This is a genomic window from Haloactinospora alba (genome assembly GCF_006717075.1).
In the GTDB taxonomy this organism is placed as follows: domain Bacteria; phylum Actinomycetota; class Actinomycetes; order Streptosporangiales; family Streptosporangiaceae; genus Haloactinospora; species Haloactinospora alba.
This window is the reverse complement of the sequence record NZ_VFQC01000001.1, coordinates 342,335-360,812: the sequence shown is the minus strand read 5'-3', so window position 1 is coordinate 360,812 and position 18,478 is coordinate 342,335. Positions and strand designations below refer to the sequence as shown.

General features: G+C 69.2%; 16 protein-coding genes and 1 pseudogene. 5 read left to right on the top strand and 12 right to left on the bottom strand.

Annotation, left to right across the window (positions count from 1 at the left end):
- The 5 genes and pseudogenes from FHX37_RS01680 to FHX37_RS01660 form a co-directional block, all read right to left on the bottom strand.
- Window positions 1-258: an HPr family phosphocarrier protein gene (locus FHX37_RS01680; RefSeq protein WP_141921711.1), complete on the bottom strand. Its 258-nt coding sequence runs from the start codon at window positions 256-258 to the stop codon at window positions 1-3.
- A gap of 15 nt (window positions 259-273) precedes the next feature.
- Entirely contained in the window at window positions 274-951 is a 678-nt protein-coding gene (locus tag FHX37_RS01675; protein ID WP_141921710.1) for an HAD family hydrolase, read from the bottom strand.
- Entirely contained in the window at window positions 948-1,394 is a 447-nt protein-coding gene (locus FHX37_RS01670; RefSeq protein ID WP_141921709.1) for a PTS sugar transporter subunit IIA, read from the bottom strand. Before FHX37_RS01670 ends, FHX37_RS01675 begins: the two co-directional genes overlap by 4 nt.
- A gap of 60 nt (window positions 1,395-1,454) precedes the next feature.
- Window positions 1,455-1,709: pseudogene (locus FHX37_RS01665) on the bottom strand (glucose PTS transporter subunit EIIB); the annotation flags it as partial.
- 72 nt (window positions 1,710-1,781) lie between these two features.
- Window positions 1,782-2,825: an SIS domain-containing protein gene (locus FHX37_RS01660; RefSeq protein ID WP_141921707.1), complete on the bottom strand. Its 1,044-nt coding sequence runs from the start codon at window positions 2,823-2,825 to the stop codon at window positions 1,782-1,784.
- Window positions 2,826-3,008: 183 nt separating this feature from the next.
- On the opposite strand from FHX37_RS01660, the gene FHX37_RS01655 reads away from it, so the two are divergent.
- From FHX37_RS01655 to FHX37_RS01645, 3 genes are all read left to right on the top strand, one after another.
- On the top strand, window positions 3,009-3,749 hold the full coding sequence (locus tag FHX37_RS01655) for a GntR family transcriptional regulator (protein WP_141921706.1): 741 nt from the start codon (window positions 3,009-3,011) through the stop codon (window positions 3,747-3,749).
- Between the two features lie 61 nt (window positions 3,750-3,810).
- The gene (locus tag FHX37_RS01650) at window positions 3,811-5,262 is read left to right on the top strand and encodes a PTS transporter subunit EIIC (protein WP_246062015.1); all 1,452 of its coding nucleotides are present in this window, start codon (window positions 3,811-3,813) and stop codon (window positions 5,260-5,262) included.
- A 215-nt stretch (window positions 5,263-5,477) separates the two neighbouring features.
- Entirely contained in the window at window positions 5,478-6,113 is a 636-nt protein-coding gene (locus FHX37_RS01645; RefSeq protein WP_141921705.1) for a hypothetical protein, read from the top strand.
- A 108-nt stretch (window positions 6,114-6,221) separates the two neighbouring features.
- Here the strand turns inward: FHX37_RS01645 and secA are convergent, their stop codons facing one another.
- Window positions 6,222-9,098 carry a preprotein translocase subunit SecA gene (gene secA / locus FHX37_RS01640; RefSeq protein WP_141921704.1) on the bottom strand — a complete coding sequence of 959 codons (2,877 nt, stop codon included), beginning with the start codon at window positions 9,096-9,098 and terminating at the stop codon, window positions 6,222-6,224.
- A 215-nt stretch (window positions 9,099-9,313) separates the two neighbouring features.
- Between secA and FHX37_RS01635 the strand changes: the two genes are divergently transcribed.
- Complete coding sequence (locus FHX37_RS01635) at window positions 9,314-9,664, top strand: hypothetical protein (RefSeq protein ID WP_141921703.1); 351 nt, start codon at window positions 9,314-9,316, stop codon at window positions 9,662-9,664.
- Between the two features lie 121 nt (window positions 9,665-9,785).
- On the opposite strand, the gene FHX37_RS01630 is transcribed toward FHX37_RS01635, so the two are convergent.
- The 6 genes from FHX37_RS01630 to mtrA all read right to left on the bottom strand — a co-directional run bounded on the left by FHX37_RS01630 (window position 9,786) and on the right by mtrA (window position 16,788).
- Window positions 9,786-10,115 carry a YciI family protein gene (locus FHX37_RS01630; RefSeq protein ID WP_141921702.1) on the bottom strand — a complete coding sequence of 110 codons (330 nt, stop codon included), beginning with the start codon at window positions 10,113-10,115 and terminating at the stop codon, window positions 9,786-9,788.
- Between the two features lie 244 nt (window positions 10,116-10,359).
- Window positions 10,360-11,043, bottom strand: a complete 684-nt coding sequence (gene hpf / locus FHX37_RS01625; RefSeq protein ID WP_141921701.1) for a ribosome hibernation-promoting factor, HPF/YfiA family — start codon at window positions 11,041-11,043, stop codon at window positions 10,360-10,362.
- Between the two features lie 730 nt (window positions 11,044-11,773).
- Window positions 11,774-12,433 carry a ComF family protein gene (locus tag FHX37_RS01620; RefSeq protein ID WP_246062013.1) on the bottom strand — a complete coding sequence of 220 codons (660 nt, stop codon included), beginning with the start codon at window positions 12,431-12,433 and terminating at the stop codon, window positions 11,774-11,776.
- A 72-nt stretch (window positions 12,434-12,505) separates the two neighbouring features.
- Complete coding sequence (locus FHX37_RS01615) at window positions 12,506-14,347, bottom strand: LpqB family beta-propeller domain-containing protein (protein WP_141921699.1); 1,842 nt, start codon at window positions 14,345-14,347, stop codon at window positions 12,506-12,508.
- On the bottom strand, window positions 14,344-16,092 hold the full coding sequence (mtrB, locus tag FHX37_RS01610; protein ID WP_246062011.1) for an MtrAB system histidine kinase MtrB: 1,749 nt from the start codon (window positions 16,090-16,092) through the stop codon (window positions 14,344-14,346). The genes FHX37_RS01615 and mtrB overlap by 4 nt, the downstream gene beginning before the upstream one ends.
- Before the next feature lie 18 nt (window positions 16,093-16,110).
- A complete protein-coding gene (mtrA, locus tag FHX37_RS01605) occupies window positions 16,111-16,788 on the bottom strand; it encodes an MtrAB system response regulator MtrA (protein WP_141921698.1) in 678 nt (225 codons plus the stop codon).
- A 469-nt stretch (window positions 16,789-17,257) separates the two neighbouring features.
- On the opposite strand from mtrA, the gene FHX37_RS01600 reads away from it, so the two are divergent.
- A complete protein-coding gene (locus FHX37_RS01600) occupies window positions 17,258-18,469 on the top strand; it encodes a glycerophosphoryl diester phosphodiesterase membrane domain-containing protein (RefSeq protein ID WP_170181476.1) in 1,212 nt (403 codons plus the stop codon).
- Window positions 18,470-18,478 lie beyond the last annotated feature (9 nt).

Here is an 18,478-nt window from a genome sequence, read left to right as displayed (position 1 = left end):
TCAGGCCGTGCTGGCGATCTCGACCAGCCTGTCCAGCACCGTCTCGGCGTCCTCGCCGTCGGAGCTGATCACGATCTCGTCCCCGTTGCGCACGTCCAACCCCATAACGGCCAGGATGCTCTTGGCCGATACGGGCGAGGAGTCACCCTTGGCCAGGGTGACGTCGCCCGCGGCCGTGGACGCCGCCTCAACGAACTGGGCGGCGGGACGGGCGTGCAGCCCGACCTCGGACGCGACTTTGACCCAGCGTTCCGCCACTGGTCCACCTCTTCCTTACGTCTGTCGGCTTCGCGGAGCGATCCGAGGCCAGTCCACCTCGGTCAGTTGGTCGACGATGAGGTCCGCGCTGCTCAACGTCTCGGGCTCGTGTGTCGTCGTGATCCCCACGACGCGCATGCCGGCGCGTTTGCCGGCGGCCACTCCGGCGGGGGCGTCCTCGAACACCACGACGTGTTCCGGCGCGTACCCTAGGGCGCGCGCCCCGGCCTCATAGCCCTGCGGGTCGGGTTTGCCGGTCGTGACGTCGGCCGCCGTGACCAGCGTCGCGAACAGCTCGTCGATTCCCAGCTCGGTCAGGGCCAGTCGTGCCCAGTCCCGGCCGGCCGAGGTGACCAGGCCGAGCGGGACGCCTTCGGCGTGCAGCTTCCGGACGAAGTCCACCGACTCCGGCAGGTGCAGCACCGGCGGCAGGTCCGGTTGGCGGTGTATCCGCTCCAGGTCGGCCACCAGCGTTTCCCAGGGAACCCCCGAAGGGAAGACGTCGGGGTCGTCGCGGAACACGTCCGCGCCCCGGCGCCCGATGAGGCGGCGCAGTCGTGTCTCGTCACAGTCGACGCCGTAGCTTCCCAGCAGTCGGGACCATACCGCCAGCGAGCGGGGCTCGCTGTTGATCAGGGTGCCGTCCAGGTCGAACAGTGCGGCGCGTGGGCGGTTGTCGTCGAGCAATCTCACGCCCACTGGAACAGTACGTCGCCGGCCGCTACTTCCCCGGTCACGGCCCGGGAGATGACGTCGCTGGCCACGTCGAGCGCCACGACGGGAACGATGGGGGACAGTTCGCGCGCCGCCACGTCGGCGGGGTTCCAGCGCACCAGCGGCGTCCCCGCCTCGATCCGCTCCCCTTCGGTGGCGAGTTTCTCGAACCCCTGGCCCTCCAGCTTGACCGTGTCGATGCCGAGGTGCGCGAGCACTCCCCGCCCCTCGTCGTCGGCCACGGCGAAGGCGTGCGGGTGCAGCTTGACGATCGTTCCGGTGATGGGCGCGAGTGCCTCGTGGGGCTCGTTCGTCGGTTGGACCGCTGTCCCCGGCCCCACCATGCCCTGCGCGAAGACGGGGTCGGGGACCTCGGACAGTCCTACGGCCCTGCCCGGGACGGGCGAGAGCACTTTCAGCACGGGTAAACCTCCTCGGGCAGGGGGCGCGGGCCGCCTCCGGCCCGCGCCCGGTGACGTGTGTCAGTCGATCAGGTCGTTGATGTCGTCGGTCAGCTGGTCGGCCTCCGGGCCCACCACGACCTGGACGACGTTGCCGGAGACGAGCACCCCGTGGGCGCCGGCGGCTTTCAGCGCGGGCTCGTCGACCTTGCCGGCGTCGCTGACCTCGGTGCGCAGCCGGGTGATGCAGGCCTCGATGTCCTCGATGTTGTCCGCGCCTCCCAGACCGGACACGATGGCGGCGGCTTTGTCGGCCATTACTACCTCCAGAGTCGAACGGGGCGCTTCCGCCCGCGGGTGGAAACCTTCGGGATCACAGCAGAGCCTAAGCGCCCGCGCGCGGGACGCCTAGGATGTCTGGGTTACCTTGCCCAGGCCACGGGGGGTGTCCGGGTTGTAGCCGAGCCGCCGCGCGAGCTGTTCGGTGATGAGTTGCGCCGGCAGGATCAGACCGATCGGTGCCAGCCACTCCGGCAGGTCGGGTCCGGGCACGGACACGTCGCACGCCTGCGCCAGGGCGTCGCCGCCCCCGATCCCGTAGGCCGGCGCCCCCGCGGAGGTAACGCGCCGGGCCAGCTCCACGGTTCCGGACAGGGTCGGGCTGGACTCGGCGGCCACGATCAGCGCCGGCGTATCCCGGTCCACCACCGCTATCGGACCGTGCAGCAGGTCAGCGTAGGACAGGCCCATCGCGTGCAGGTAGCAGGCCTCCTTGAGCTTCAGCGCCCCCTCCAGGGCGGTGGAGAAGGCCATCCCCCGGCCCGATACCACCGCGCCGTGCACTCCGACGAGGCGTTCCACGATCGTGTCGAGCTGGTCGGTGGGCTGGGCCAGTACCCCGTCGATGGCCTCGGGGACCCTGCGCAGCTCGTCCGGCTCCAGTTCCGCCCCCAGCCCGAGGGCGAGCACGGCCAGCGCGGCCAGCTGGGTGGTGTAGGTCTTGGTGGCGGGTACCGCCACCTCGGTTCCGGCCTGTGTGACCAGCGCCACGTCAGCGGCCTCTGTCAGGGGGGATCCGGCCTTGTTGGTGACGCCGACGGTACGCGCGCCGCAGTCGGCCGCCCAGCGCATGGTGTCGACGATCTCCTCGGTGCGGCCGGACTGGGATATGGCGACCGCGAGTACACCGGAAAGGTCGACCTTGGCCCCGTAGGTGGTCGCTATGGAGGGCGACGCCAGTGTCGCCAGCCTCCCGGCGTGGGCCTGCAGCAGGTAGCTCCCGTACACGGCGGCGTTGTCGGAGGAGCCGCGGGCGATGAAGAGGACCTGTCGGGTCTCTCGTGCCAGGCGCGCGATTTCCGGAGTCAGCGGGAGCAGCGCGTCCACGGTGGCGCGCAGCGCTTCCGACTGGTCCGCGATTTCCGAACGCATGACGCTCGTTGTGGTTGCCATCAGAACTTCTTCCCATCGGTCCCGGTACCACCCAGAGTTCGACCTGAGCAGCGCAAGCGCCGAGATACCGGCGTGTTAATCCGTGTGCCCGGTGCAAATATTGACACACTTTAGCCTATTGTGGTCTAGTCCGGCCTATACCAGTCATATCAGAATGTCGCATGGACGAACAGGCACCACCACATGGCGATAGACTCGGCAAGCCCCGTACCGAAGTACTCCCAGCTTCGGGAACTCCTGCTCGACTGGATCACCGAAGCACGGCTTCCCGTCGACGAACCCATACCGTCCGAACGGGAGCTCGGTGATCGGTACGGGCTGTCCCGCATGACCGTGCGGCAGACTCTCGATCTGCTGGTGTCCGAGGGAAAGCTGTACCGCGTACCCGGCAAGGGCACCTTCGTCGCCCGGCCGAAGATCGAGATGTCCCTGGCCCTGGCGTCCTTCACCGAGGACATGCGCGCCCGGGGCTACGAACCCGGGGCGCGCGACCTGTCCCGCCGGGTGGGTCCGGTCAGCAGCCACACCGCCCAGGTGATGGGCATCGAACCAGGGTCCCTGGTGCACCACATCGAGCGGCTCCGCACCGCGGACAACGAGCCCATGGCCATCGAACGGTCGAACATTCCGGTCTCCGTCGTCCCCGACCTCGACCAGTACTCCCTGTCCCGCCGTTCCCTCTACCAGATCCTGGAAGAGGAGTTCGGCCTGCTGCTGGACGCCGGCGAGCAGACCATCGAGGCCGGAATCTGCGACCCCACGGACGCCAAGCTACTCGGGCTGTCCCACGGCAGCCCGGTGCTGTCCATGCAGCGACTCAGTTTCAGCAACGGGAAGTGCGTCGAACTGGCACTGTCCACCTACCGGGCGGACCGCTACCAGCTCCACTCCCAGCTCGATCCCCGGCGGGCCGGCCAGGTATAGCCCGTCGTCGGCACAACCGTGCAGCATCCGCATCCGTCTACGACACACGGGAGGACCAGCGGTGAGTTCCGCATCAACCGCAGACGGCGGCCTCCCCGCCGCACCGAAAAAGTCATCGGCGATCCTCGGGGTACTACAGCGCATCGGGCGCAGCCTGATGATGCCCATCGCCGTCCTGCCAGCAGCCGCCCTGCTCATGCGCCTGGGCCAGCCCGACCTCCTCGGCGGGGAGGGGATGGCCTCCTGGGCCGGCATGGGCTGGATGCAACCCGTCGCCGACGTGATCGGCGGCGCGGGCACGGCGATCCTGGACAACCTTCCCCTGCTGTTCGCGGTGGGGGTCGCCATCGGCTTCGCCAAACGCGCCGACGGGTCGACCGCGCTCGCCGCCGTCGTGGGTTACCTGATCTTCGACCAGGTAACCAAGCTCCTGTTCAGCGAACGCGGGGGCGAGGTCGGTGCCTCCGTCACCATAGCCGACGAGGACGTGGGAGGGTTAAGCCTCGGCGCCAAGAACCCCACGGACGTCATCGGCGGTATCGTCATCGGTATCGTCGCCGCGCTGCTGTGGCAGCGGTACCACAAGATCAAACTCCCCACATGGCTGGGCTTCTTCGGCGGCCGCCGGTTCGTCCCCATCGTCACGGCCGTGGCCTCGATCCTCGTCGCGGTGGCCTTCGGTCTGATCTGGCCCACCGTCGGCGGCTGGATCACCGACCTCGGTGAGTGGATCGTGGGCTCCGGCGCGGTCGGCGCCGGCGTCTACGGCGTGGTCAACCGCCTGCTACTGCCGTTCGGGCTGCACCACATCGTCAACTCGGTGGTGTGGTTCGTGTTCGGCAGCTACTCCGACCCGGAGACCGGCAACGTCGTCCACGGCGAGATCAACCGTTACCTGGCCGGCGACCCGACGGCGGGCGGCTTCCTCTCCGGTTACTTCCCGGTGCTGATGTTCGGCCTGCCCGCGGCGGCGCTGGCGATGTGGCGGGTGGCCCACCCCAGCCAGCGCGCGGCCACCGGCGGCATCATGATCTCCGCCGCCCTCACCGCCGTCGTCACCGGCATCACCGAGCCCATCGAGTACTCGTTCATCTTCATCGCCCCCGTGCTGTTCGTGGTGCACGTGATCCTGACCGGGATCTCGATGGCCGTGCTGAACGCGTTGGACGCCCACCTGGGCTTCGGGTTCTCCGCCGGCGGCATCGACATGCTGCTGAACGCGACCAAGTCCAACACCACCGGACTGGGCTGGGTACTGCTGATGGGAGTGGTGTACTTCGCGCTCTACTTCGTGGTGTTCTACTTCCTGATCAAGGCGCTGAACCTGCCCACGCCGGGACGGGAGCCGGTCGAGGAGAAACCCTCGGTGGCGACCAACCCGGACCAGAACAACGCGAGCGGGAGCTCCTCCAGCACGGAGAGCTCCTCCGGTTCGACGGGCTCCGGCTCCTCGGGGGAGCGACCCTCGGACGGTGACTCCTCAGAGCCGCCGTCCTCGGGCTCCTCCGGCTGAGCGCGGTAGCGCCGCCCCGGGATGAACGGGCCGCTGTGGTGACCGCAGGGTGACCACAGCGGCCCGGTTGTGAATTCCTGGTGGCCACGGGATCGGCGGGCAACAGAAGTTCCCCGGCCCGGTGGCCGGCACGTGCCCGTGACCACCGCAGAGCCGGGCTTTCCCGCGCGGGTGCTCCCTCCCGGGAAGGCCGCGCGGCGGTTAGGCTCACCGGGATGCGGGAGACACGGGTGATACTGCTCGGAGGGACGTCACACACCGGGAAGTCGACCCTCGCCCGGACCATGGCGGACAGGCTCGGTTTCACCCACCGGTCGACGGACGGGCTGGCGCGGCACCCGGGGCGGCCCTGGAGCACGCCGGGGCGGGAGGTCCCGGCCCACGTCGCCGACCACTACGCAAGGCTCTCGGTCGACGAACTGGTCGCCTCCGTACTCGACCACTACGAACGCCTGTGGCCCACGGTCGCGGAGCTGGTCGCCGCCCGCGCCCGCGGGAACGGCACTGGCACCGGCCTGGTCCTGGAGGGCTCGGCGGTCCTGCCCGCCCGCGTCGCCGAACTCGCGGTACCGCGCACGGCCGCCGTGTGGCTCACCGCCGACGACACCGTGCTGCGTTCCCGTATCCACGCGGAGAGCCGCTACGAGGACGCCACCAGCGAACGACAGCGTCTGGTCGACGCCTTCCTGGCACGCGCGGCGCGGTACCAGCGGCACGTGGTCGACAGTCTGGACCGGCTGGGGCTGGACCGTATCGACACGGGCCATGCCAGGCCCGTCACGGAACTCGCGGACCGTGTGCTCGCGACGGTCGGCGGAACGGAGCACGGTGGGACGCCCACCGGCCGGTGAGCGGACACCAGCGGTAACACGGCGGGTTCCGGTCCGCGGAACCGCGCCGTCGCCCTTCCCGCACCGAGCGCGGCCGGCCCCGCGGGCGGGGCCGGCCGCTGGCGGGTCTCAGGCGCGGACCTTCGGGTCGCCGTGGCACTTCTTGAACTTCTTGCCGGAGCCGCACGGGCACGGCTCGTTGCGGGAGGCGTTGGCGTAGGGGTCCTCGGCGTCCTCGGTGCGCTGCTGCACCGTACCGTCCTCACCCGGGGCGGAGTACTGCAGCCGGTCCGGTCGGCCCTCGCCGAAGCCGGAGACGACGACGTCCTGCCCCTCGGCGGAGGGCTCCGATCCCTCCTCCCCGGTCTCCGCGGAGGGGGTTCCCTCCTCCGCGGAGCTGTCCTCCTCCTGGTCGGGGGCGGTGGCCACGGCGCCGCCGTTGGCCGCGGCGGCGGCCGCCGCCTTGGCCGGGGTGACCGACTGCGCCGAACTCTCCTGCTTCTCCCCCTTGACCTGCACCTCGACGTTGAAGACGTAGCCGACCGACTCCTCCTTGATGGCCGCCAGCATCTCCTGGAACATGTCGAAGCCCTCCCGCTGGTACTCGATCAGCGGGTTGCGCTGCGCCATGGCGCGCAGGCCGATGCCCTCCTGGAGGTAGTCCATCTCGTAGAGGTGCTCGCGCCACTTGCGGTCCATGACCTGCAGGACGACGCGGCGCTCCACCTCCCGCATCGCCTCGGAGCCGAGTTCCTCCTCCCGGCGCTCGTAGGCCTCCCGGGCGTCCTCCACGACCCGTTGCGAGATGATGTCGGGAGTCAGCGTGCTCAGCTCGCCGCCGTTCTCGTCGATGAGCTCGTCGACGGTGAAACTGATCGGGTAGACCTGGCCGAACGCCTTCCAGAGCCGGTCCAGGTCCCAGTCGCCCGCGTCGCCCTCGGCCGTCGCGGCGCGCACGTAACCGTCCAGGACGTCGTCCATCATCCCCTGGACCTGTTCACGCAGGTCGTCGCCCTCCAGCACCTTGCGGCGCTCGTCGTAGATCACCTCGCGCTGGCGGTTCAGGACCTCGTCGTACTTCAGAACGTTCTTGCGGATCTCGAAGTTCTGCTGCTCGACCTGGTTCTGCGCCGACTGGATCGCCTTGGTGACGACCTTGGACTCGATCGGCTGCTCGTCGGGGATGTTCAGCCGCTCCATGATGAGCTCCACCTTGGAGCTGTTGAACAACCGCATCAGGTCGTCCTGCAGCGAGAGGTAGAACCGCGACTGCCCCGGGTCGCCCTGGCGGCCGGAACGCCCACGGAGCTGATTGTCGATGCGGCGGGACTCGTGGCGTTCGGTTCCGAGCACGTAGAGACCGCCGGCCTCGACAACCTGCTCGTGTTCGTTCTCCACCTCCTTCTTCGCCCGCTCCAGCGCCTCCGGCCACGCGGCCTCGTACTCCTCGGGGGACTCCAGCGGCTGCAGCCCGCGCTCGTGCAGCTCCTCGTCGGCCATGAACTCGGGGCTGCCGCCGAGCATGATGTCGGTACCGCGACCGGCCATGTTGGTGGCGACCGTGACCGAACCGAGCCGGCCGGCCCTGGCGATGATCGACGCCTCCCGCGCGTGGTTCTTCGCGTTCAGCACCTCGTGCGGAACACCCTGGCGCTTGAGCATCTTGGACAGCAGCTCGGACTTCTCGACGCTGGTCGTCCCGACCAGTACGGGCTGCCCCCGCTCGTGGCACTCGGCGATGTCCTCCACGACCGCCTCGAACTTGACGTCCTCGTTCTTGTAGACGACGTCCTTCTGGTCGTCGCGGATCATCGGCTCGTTGGTGGGGATGGCGACCGTGCCGATGCTGTACGTCTGGTTGAACTCCGCCGCCTCGGTCACGGCGGTACCGGTCATACCGGAGAGCTTGTCGTACAGCCGGAAGTAGTTCTGCAGGGTGACCTTGGCGAGTGTCTGGTTCTCGTCCTTGATCCGCACCTTCTCCTTGGCCTCGATGGCCTGGTGCATCCCCTCGTTGTACCGGCGGCCGCGCAGCACACGCCCGGTGAACTCGTCGACGATGAGCACCTCACCGTCGTTGACGATGTACTCCTTGTCCCGCCTGTACAGTTCCTTCGCCTTGAGGGAGTTGTTGAGGAAGCTGATCAGCGGGGTGTTGACCGACTCGTACAGGTTCTCGATACCGAGCCAGTCCTCGACCTTGGCGACGCCCTCCTCGGTGATACCGACGGTGCGCTTCTTCTCGTCGACCTCGTAGTCCGTGTCGCGCCGCAGCCGCGGGGCGATCTTCGCGAACTCCGTGTACCAGCGGGAGTTCTGTTCGGCCGGACCGCTGATGATGAGGGGGGTCCGCGCCTCGTCGATGAGGATGGAGTCGACCTCGTCGATGATCGCGAAGGCGTGGCCGCGCTGGACCCGGTCCTGGAGCGACAGCGCCATGTTGTCGCGCAGGTAGTCGAAGCCGAACTCGTTGTTCGTCCCGTAGATGACGTCGGCCGCGTAGGCGGCGCGCCGGTCCGCCGTCTTCGTCTCCGGGCTGATGACACCGACCTCGAGCCCGAGGAACTGGTAGATGCGGCCCATGTTCTCCGCGTCGCGCCGAGCCAGGTAGTCGTTGACGGTCACGACGTGCACGCCCTTGCCGGCGAGCGCGTTGAGGTAGACCGCCAGCGCGGAGGTGAGTGTCTTCCCCTCACCGGTCTTCATCTCGGCGATGTTTCCGAGGTGGAGCGCGGCACCGCCCATGAGCTGAACGTCGAAATGCCGTTGCCCCAGGGTTCGTTTGGCCGCCTCACGCACCGTCGCGAATGCTTCGGGCAGCAGGTCGTCGAGGGACTCCCCGTCCTGGTGACGCTCCCGGTACTCGTCGGTGAGCTCGCGCAGTTCGGAGTCACTGAGTTCGACGAAGTCGTCCTCGATCGAGTTGATTTGGTCCTTGTATTTCTTCAGTGTACGCAGGATCTTGCCTTCGCCTGCGCGGAGGACCTTGTCGAGTATGGCTGGCACTTCCTATGCGCTCCTCGCAGATCGTGGCCCGCGTCCGTAGAGCCGGACGTTTCCGCCCCCCAGCCTTCCATCGTAAGTGAGCCTGTCATCGTGGCGCTCCGGTACGCGTTCTCCGCTGGCACGCGCCCGGGCGTATTGTCCGGTTTAACCAGGTCACCCCGCGGTTATCTCCGAGGTGAGGCGTGCTGGGGAACGAAGGATACGGGGACACCGCAATGAACGACAGAACTCGAGCCCGTTATTTCATCCGGGGGTACCAGGCCGAGGGCGGAGCGTGGGCGCCCACCAACAGCCACCGTGGCCGCTTCGGTTCGTGGGTGGCGGTCGCGTTCCTGTTCGTGGGGTTCACCGTAGGGGGTGTGTCGCTGGCGACGGGACCCGCCTGGTGGCTGCTGGCCGTCGGCGGAGGGCTCATGCTCGTCGGCGCCGTACTGTGTGTGATCACCGACATCTTCACCGACGTCGTCCTGGACGATCCGCGCCACGAGTCGGAGGAACCGCACAGCACCCCGTTGCACCGCATCAAGCAGTACGACCAGGAGGTCTCCTCCTCCGACCACGGGTGACCCCGCTCTCGGCGCGCCGCGCTACCACGGCCCAAGCGGGGCTCTTCCCACCGCGCGTTCCCAACGCCCCCAGCGGCTCCCGCCGAGCCCCGTGCGGAAGGGGATCGGGAGCCGGGACCGGTCAGGGCCTGGCCAGCGGCCAGACCTCAACCACACCCTGCGCCACCGCGCACGGTGTCCCCGAGACCAGTCGCGTGGCCTCCTCGATGTCGGCTGCCTCGATCATCGCGAATCCCGCGACCGGGAGATCGGAGCGCATGAACGGTCCCTGGTCCGTTCGCGCCCCCGCAGCGTCGTGGTTGCGCACCTGCACCGGCTCACCAGCGGTGCCCATCACGACGCCTGCCTCCCGCAGTCGCTCGTCGTGGGCGTGGGCCGCGTCCCGGACCGCCCCGTCCGTGCTGTCGTAGCCGACGCGATCGCCGTATCCGATCGCTATGAACGTCGCCATCCGCGGCCTCCCTCTCCTGTCCGAATGTCGCGGGGCCTCAGGAGGCGACGGGCGGCCGCGCCCCGGAACCGTGCGGCCGGCCGGGGGCAGCGGGCGCGTCGCGGCGGCGCGTGGGGGTCCCCCGAGCGCCGGTGCGGATCGGACGCTCCGCACCGGGGCCGGAAGACCCCCTCTGTCGGCGCCTCGCCCAGGCGTGTCGCCTGTCACCACTCCCGAGAGGGCGTGCGCGGTCCGTACGGCGCGCCTAGTCCATGAGGCGCATCACGCCGTAGTTGAACCCCTTCCGGCGGTAGACGACACTCGGAGCGTCCCGGTCCTCGTCGTGGAACAGGTAGAAGTCGTGTCCGACGAGTTCCATCTCCGTCAGCGCCTGGTCGATGGTCATCGGTTTGGCGTGGTGGAACTTCTCCCGGACGATCACCGGGGCTTCACCCTGGGTCTCGATCTCCACGAACTCGTCGGAGAACTGGCTGTCCACGGACGCACTGTCGAACTCGTCGTGCGCCGGTGCGGGTGAGGGAACATGCGACTGCGACGGTTCGGCGACAGGTCCGAGTCCGCCACCGGACTCGTTGGTGAGGCCTGCCGTGGCTGTCGCAACCGAAACGGGGGCACGGTTGCCTTTCTGCACTTTCCGCCGGTCGACCGCCTTGCGTAGCCGGGATTCGACACGGCCCATTGCCAGGTCGAGCGCGGTGTAGCGATCGGTCGCGGATGCTTCGCTGCGGATGACGGGACCAGTGGTGTGGATGGTCAGCTCAACCCGTTCCCGCTGGTCGGCGAGTTTCGGGTTGCGTTCTTTGGACACCTCCACATCGACGCTCATGCCCTTCTTCTCCCACTTGGAGAGCTTGTTCAGCTTGGTCTCGGCGTGCTGCCGGAACTTGTTGCTGACGTTCGCGCGTCGACCCTTGACGATGATGTCCACAAGACCCCCTTTATCGCGTAGCCGCCGCGGAACGGCGGCCCGGCTCTGGTTGACAGCCCCCGCTGTGCGGGACGCGCAACGTTTCCCGATACCCCCTCTCCGTCACCACTCGGGGTGACCGTGTTTGACGATGCGTATACCCAGGAGACTGCCGGGACTCACCCTGCTCGTACGGAGGGAACGTCCCGGCACGACCGCAGTGGGTGCCATGAGGCACCGCGAAAGCGGACCGTGGGCCACGGGGAGAGTGATCGGCGGTGTTCGCCGCGCCGGGGTGGGGAGGAATGCCACCCGTCCGGCCGACCTGGTCTTCGTCCCCACATTCGCCTGCTGAGGGTCCCGCCGCGCTTGAGCGCGACTACTGCCCTTCTCCCGGATCTGAGGAGGGATATCCGATCCCTCCACGGGGCAGGACTTACCTCTAAGCCGCACCGTGATCGGTCGACGAAAAGTCGCCTTACGTGGGCCGTTTTGCCTGCGGCTGGCCTCGGCTTGCCGGGCACGCGCAGCCTGCCATGAGGCGCCGTACCCAGCGCAACCACGGACCCGGACGGGTGCCATACCACTTAACGCTAACCGCACAGCGCCGGAATGTCAGGTCCCCGGCCGCATATTCTCCGTGTTCGCCGCTGCCGGAGAGGCCGCCGACATCCGGCAGCGGGGGGATGGCGCGCGTTCCGCCCGCGGGTAAAAACTTCGCCAGCCGGGGGCGGGGCCCGTGCGGCGCGGTTCAGCGGCGTTCGGTCAGTACCGCCGCGCGGACCTCCGCCGCCTCGATCCGGCGCAACACACGCGTGGCCTCGGACAGCGTCGCACCGGTGGTGAGCACGTCGTCGACGACGACCACACTGCGGTGGCGCAGCGACGGAACAGCCTCCGGCCGCAGCGTGAACGCGCCGGCCAGGTTGGCCCTGCGCCGTTCGCGCCCCAGTCCCGCCTGGTCGACGGGACGGCGGCGGTAGCGCAGCGCCCGCACCACCCGAACGGTTCCGGTCCGGCAGCGCAGGTCGGCACACGCCGCCTCGGCGAGGAGCAGGGCCGGGTCGTATCCCCGCCGTCGGGCAGCACCGGAACGCGCGGGTACCGGTACCACAACGGCATCCCGGACACCACCCCCCGCGGAAACGGCAGCGGCGAGCCGGCGCCCCAGTGGTGCGGCCAGGCCGCGGCGACGGTGCTCCTTGAACGCCAACAGCAGGGACCGCTCCCGACCGGCGTACGGGCCGGCGGCCCAGGCGGGTGGGCACCCCGGGCGGGGGCGGCACGGCCACGGCCGGCGTTCCAACGCCTCCGCGCACCCCGGGCACAGCGGCCCGCCCGGTCCGGCGCATCCGGCGCAGGGTTCTCCCAGCACCAGGTCCGCCAGCGCCGCCACCACCCCGAACCGCACACGGGCAGTCTCCCCGCGCATCCGGGGTGGCGCCAGCCCGTTCCCGGACCCTGTGGACCGAAGCGGTCCGGCTCAGCCGGGGTAGACGGGGTCGTCCCCGTCCGTGACGCGCTGCCAGCCGACACGGTCATGCGTCATCCGGATCTCGCTGTCCTCGGTTCCCGCCAGCAGGGGCCGGCTGGGAGCCGCGGCGACGCTGGTCATGTTGGTGCCGGAGGGCGCACCCGCGCTCGTGGCGCCCGTGCTTCCGTCCAGGGACACCAGCAGCCCCTGGACCGCACCGTCCTCCTTCTTGCCCAGGACGGCCATCCGGTCCGCGTCGTGCCAGGCGAGGTCGGTGACCTCCGAGAGTTCCCGCGCCATGGGGAGGGGGGCCGCCACGGACACCCCCTGCTCGCCGTAGACGACGCGGGCGACCTCCAGCCGTCCCGGGCCGTCCTTCTCCCGGGTGACGGCGGCGAGTCGCACACCGTCCCGGGAGACGCGGAACTGGGTGATGCGCCTATCCCCCAGGTCGGGGGTCGCCACCTCGGTCGCCTCGGTGCCCTCCCGCAGGAGCCACAACCGGGTGCCGGTCTTCCCGCCGGAGCCCTCCTCGTCGTCCCCGCCGTCACCGTCCTCGTCCCCGGTGTCGGCGGGGGCGTGTTCGGCGACCCACAGGTTCCCGTAACCGTCCCACGACAGAGCGTCGTACTCTCCCCCGGAGAGCACGGTGCGGTAGTGGCTGTTCTCCGAGGTCCCGCTGAGGACGACCTCGTCGCCCTCCTCGGTGATACCGGCCACGCTCCCCTCGTCGAGGGACACCGCGTGCTGGTCCAGTCCGACCTCACCGGCGCCCGGGGCGCCCTGGAGCCGGGTCTCCTCGAAGGAGCCGTACTGTCCCTCCGCGGACAGGGACCACAGCTGCCCGTCCCGGAGGAAGTAGGCACTCGCGTCGTCGAGACCCCCCGACGGTCTGACCGACTCCCAGTACGCCCCGTCGGACTGCAGGTCCCTGTTGGCCTCGTCGGGGTACTCGACCTCCTGGCCGTCCACCCGCAGTTGGAAGTTCTGGACCTGGGACAGCTGGCCCAGTGTCCGCTCGAGCTGCGCTCCCATCTCGAAGTGGTCCTGGGAGTCCACCCCGCCGTCGAGCTCGAGTGTGACCGTGCCCGACTCGGAGTCGAACGACACATCGCTCTCGGCGTCGTTGGGGAACGTGGACCGTACGGCGGGCGCCAACCAGTCAGTGGGCCCGGCGACCAGCATCTCGACCAGGCGTGTGGGGAGGCGCTTGCTGCTGGCGGGAAGCAGCACGGGGTCGGGGACGAGCCTCTCCCGGGAGCGGTTGAAGTAGTAGAGGTTGAGGGTGCGGTAGGCGCGGCCGACGTCCTGACGGTCGAGGAAGAGTTTCTCGGGCAGGTTCCGGATGCGCCACTCCCCGTCGCCGTTCTGGACGAGCTCGAAGGTGACGTCTATCGCGCTCTCCTCACCCGCGGGCGCGTACTGCCCGTTGCGGTGGATCGTCGCCACCTGGGGGGCCTGCAGGCGCACCGTCGCGGAGTTCCCGTCGTCCGCCGTCTCCGCGTCCAGCGACGTCGACTCCATGTCCTCGTAGACCAGGACGGGGCCGTCGGACGACCACTCCGCGCGGGTCTTGGGCGTCAGGTACTCCTTGGCGGCCTCGTGGTCGTCCTCGAAACTGGCCATGTCCCGGAGGAAGCCCTTGATCAGCCCCTCGGTGTCCGCGCCGGGCTGCGGCCCCGCGGGCAGCATCCGCACGTAGTCCCGGTACGGGTCGCCGCCCTCGTCACCGCCCGAGCCGCTCACGACCGGACTGTTCGTGGGGACACTGGCACAGGCCGATACCAGTCCCAGCACGGCGACGGCGGCGAGCAGCGCCCGCAGCGGTGCGGCCGCCAGGCGGTCACTCACGAGTTGTCCCCCGTTCCGGCGGGTCGGGAAGAATCCGTGTCCGTGGCGGTGGAGGTCGTCCCGGTCCGGCCGCGGCCGAGCCCCCTGTCCAGCGGCGCCAGCGGCAGCGGGGAGCCGCGGAGCTCCGCCCCCGAGGCGCGCGGCAGGGACAACCGGAACTGCGAACCCTTGCCCGGCATGCCCCACGCCTGCAGCCAGCCACCGTGGAGCTGGGCGTCCTCCTTGGCGATGGACAGGCCCAGCCCGGTTCCGCCCGTGGTGCGGTCCCGTGCCGGGTCGGCGCGCCAGAAACGGTCGAACACCAGGTGCTCCTCGCCCTCGTTGAGTCCCACTCCGAAGTCGCGCACGGCTACCGCCACCGCGTCCCGGTCGCCCGCCGCCGTGACGATGACGTCCTTGCCCTCGCTGTGTTCGATGGCGTTCACGATCAGGTTGCGCAGGATGCGGTTGATGCGCCGGGAGTCGAACTCCGCGGTGCAGGGTTCGGCCGGCAGGCGCTGCACCACCTTGATGCCGTGCCGTTCCGCGATCTGCTCCGAGTCGCCCACGGCGCGCATCACGCTGTCCCGGATGTCCACCGGCTCGGTGGACAGGGTGGCCGCCCCGGCGTCGTGGCGACTGATCTCCAGCAGGTCACCCAGCAGTTCGTCGAAACGTTCCAGTTGGCTCTGCAGCAGCTCCACCGAACGCCCCATCGTCGGGTCGAGCTCCTCCCGGTCCTCGTACAGGAGGTCGGCGGCCATCCGGATCGTGGACAGCGGCGTGCGGAGCTCGTGCGAAACGTCGGAGACGAACTGGCGCTGCACGTTGGACAGCTCCTCCAGCTCGCGGATCTTCTCCTGCAGGTTGCCCGCCATGTCGTTGAACGAGATGGCTAATCGCGCCAGGTCGTCCTCCCCCTGGACCGTCATCCGTTCGGACAGTTCACCGGAGGCGAGTTTCTCGGCGGAGCCCGCGGCCGAACGCACCGGGCTGACCACCTGCCGGGTGACCAGGTAGGAGATGACGGCCAGCAGCAGGGTCAGCAGGGTTCCCACCAGGACCACGGTGTTCTGCACGAGGTCGAGCATCTGTTGCTCGTGCTCGAGGGGGAAGAGGTAGTACAGCTCGTAGGAGTGCGACAGCGTCGCCCCGACCGCGAGCGCCGGTTCGCGCTCCTCGCCGCGGATGATCTCGGTGTAACGGGAGTACTGGTCCCCGGTGCGGTTGCTCTCGCGCACCTTCTCGCGCAGCTGCGCCGGGACGCTCTCCTGCTCGACGTCGCCGCTGATGAACCCGTTCGCGCCGCCGAACCGCGGCAGGATCATCACCTCCGCCCCGCGCCGCGTCGCGAGGCTCTGGACGATACCGCTGAGTTCCTGCTGGTTCTCCGCCGACTGGCCGCTGGCCTGCATCCGGCTGAGGGCCGTGTTGAGGCCCGCCTTGTGGTCGTTGAGCGCGGCGTCCTCCTTGGCCTCCAGCAGTCCGGTCAGTACCTGCTGGATGAGGAAGAACCCCAGTACCGCGGTGACGAGCGTCGATATGGCGAACGTACTGCTGACGACCCGCAGCTGCAACGAGCGCCGCCACCGCCGGCGCACCCTGTGCACCACGGACCGCGCACCACGTTGCGCTGTGGTGTAACCACGCAACAGCAACCCGCCGAACCGCTGCCACCGGGAACGGTGTTCGACATCACCGTCCTGGTAGGAGGGCGCGTCCCTGTTCGGGGGCACGGCGCGCGCGTCGCCGTCGCTATTGGCCACAGACGTCCCCAGAACCGATCAGGAGGTGCCGGCCTTGTACCCGACGCCGCGCACGGTGACCACGATCTCCGGATGTTCGGGGTCCTTCTCGATCTTCGCGCGCAGCCGCTGGACGTGCACGTTGACCAGCCGGGTGTCGGCCGCGTGCCGGTAGCCCCACACCTGCTCCAGCAGCACCTCCCGCGTGAACACCTGCCGTGGCTTGCGTGCCAGCGCCACCAGCAGGTCGAACTCCAGCGGGGTGAGGCTGATCAGCTCACCGTCGCGGGTGACCGCGTGTCCGGCCACGTCGATGGTGACATCGCCGATCTGCAGCACCTCGGGGGCCGGCTCCTCGGTCCTGCGCAGCCGCACCCGGACCCGGGCCACCAGCTCCTTGGGCTTGAACGGTTTGACGATGTAGTCGTCGGCTCCCGACTCCAGCCCGAGCACCACGTCCACCGTGTCGCTCTTCGCCGTGAGCATCACGACCGGAACCCCGGACTCGGCACGGATCTGCCGGCACACGTCGATTCCGTCCGCCCCGGGCAGCATGAGGTCCAGCAGCACAAGGTCAGGCTTGGTCTCGCGGAACGCTTCCATTGCCTTGTCCCCGTCGTGCACGAACGTGGGTTCGAAGCCTTCGCCGCGGAGGACAATGCCCAACATCTCGGCGAGAGAGAGGTCGTCGTCGACGACCAGTACGCGTCCCTTCATCAATGCTTCCGGCGCCTGGCCCCGCACCCTGCGGGACAATGAGTCCGGCGCCTTCTCCTTTCTGGACACTCAAGCGGCAAAACTGCGGTCTCTTCTGCCTGGGTCCCCTGGTGGGAGCCACTCTCCCACCTCACCTTGCCATCTTCTGGCCGGGCTCAGTACGTGGTTACTCCTGTTCAGCGGCCACACCAGCGTTCTCTCGCCCCACAACCCGCCCGTTCGCCGGTCCCGGCCGAGTTCCCATAACCCTGCCGCTTATTCATCTTCCCGTCCAGAGCGGAAGACACAGTTCAACGCACACGAGCCCGTCGTTAGACAATCAAAAGCATACAAAAAGAGTAGAGGGTAGCGCGCGTACCGCCGAACAGCGAACCACAGGCCCGGCCTCCGAGCGACGACGGCAACGGCTGTGTGGCATAGCGTGGGTGGTGCCCACTGGCCGGTAACCGGAACCCGCTCAGGAGGACTCATGACGCACGAGAACGGCCAGGGATGGGAGCATCCCCCCGGTGAGGGAGCGGGAGGCGGCCCGGTTCCGCCGGCTGACGGATCCGGCGGCTCCCCGTGGGCGGCCCCGGGGGGAGCACCACCCCCCCAACCACCCTCCGGGCCCTACGGCCCCTCATCCCCGTACGGAGGACCCCACGGCTCTCCCCCGCCGCCACGGCCCGGGGTGGTGGCACTGCGCCGGCTCAACCTCGGCGACATCCTCAACGGAGCGTTCAGCTACATCCGGCACAACCCGAAGACCGCGCTGGGGTTGACCGCGATCATCATGGCCGTCATCAGCGTCCCCTCGGCGGTCGCCAACGGCTCCATGATGAACGACCTCTCCTCGTGGACCGAACAGCTCGAGCAGCAGCGGGACGAGAGCCTGCCGGTCTTCCCGTTCTCCGCCCTGACCATCGTCGCCGTGGCCGCCGGCCCCGTGCTGCAGTGGCTCGGCCAGGCCCTCCTCACCGGGTTGCTGGCCGCGGTCGTGGGGTTGTCCGTGATCGGCCGGAAACTCACCATGGGCCAGGCCTGGGAAACGGTGCGCCCCCGGCTGGGGGGTGTCCTGGGTGTCGCCGGGTTGTACGCCCTGCTGGGTCTGGCATCGGCGCTCCTGCTCGTCGGGGTGATCGCCGCTCCGTCCGCGCTGATCATCACGGATGCGGCGAGCCCCTGGGTGGCCGTACCGGCGATGGGCTTCGGCATGCTCGCCTGGATCGCCCTCAACGTGTGGATCTACGTGCGGACCTCGCTGGCGATGCCGGTCACCGTCCTGGAGAACCTGGGGCCGGCTGGTTCGCTGGTCCGGTCGTGGCGCCTGACCGTGGGAAGCTGGTGGCGGGTCTTCGGCATCCTGCTGCTGGCGACACTGATCGCCGGGGTGGCCTCCTCCGTTCTCTCCGTGCCCTTCTCCATCGGGAACGCCGTCGCGGAGTTCGGCATCCCCGACGCCACCCTGCGGTCCATCGCCACCGGAGCCCTGACCTTCCTGGGGACGGTCCTCGCCAGCACCCTGGTGGTCCCGTTCACCATCGGCGTTACCGCGCTGCTCTACGTGGATCTGCGCATCCGCCGGGAGGGATTGGACCTCAAGCTGCAGACCGCCGCGCAGTCGGGTCACCACGTCGGCCCGGAGATCTACCTGCCCGAACCGGCGCAGCCGGGGCATTCCTTCGGGGGCGGCCAGTGACCGGGAACA

What these genes read in the sequence shown, in the direction of transcription:
- FHX37_RS01660 (WP_141921707.1), bottom strand. Translation starts at nt 2,825, where the DNA reads ATGGCAACCACAACGAGCGTCATGCGTTCGGAAATCGCGGACCAGTCG.
- FHX37_RS01635 (WP_141921703.1), top strand. Translation starts at nt 9,314, where the DNA reads ATGAACGACAGAACTCGAGCCCGTTATTTCATCCGGGGGTACCAGGCC.
- FHX37_RS01645 (WP_141921705.1), top strand. Translation starts at nt 5,478, where the DNA reads ATGCGGGAGACACGGGTGATACTGCTCGGAGGGACGTCACACACCGGG.
- FHX37_RS01655 (WP_141921706.1), top strand. Translation starts at nt 3,009, where the DNA reads ATGGCGATAGACTCGGCAAGCCCCGTACCGAAGTACTCCCAGCTTCGG.
- FHX37_RS01630 (WP_141921702.1), bottom strand. Translation starts at nt 10,115, where the DNA reads ATGGCGACGTTCATAGCGATCGGATACGGCGATCGCGTCGGCTACGAC.
- FHX37_RS01600 (WP_170181476.1), top strand. Translation starts at nt 17,258, where the DNA reads ATGACGCACGAGAACGGCCAGGGATGGGAGCATCCCCCCGGTGAGGGA.
- mtrA (WP_141921698.1), bottom strand. Translation starts at nt 16,788, where the DNA reads ATGAAGGGACGCGTACTGGTCGTCGACGACGACCTCTCTCTCGCCGAG.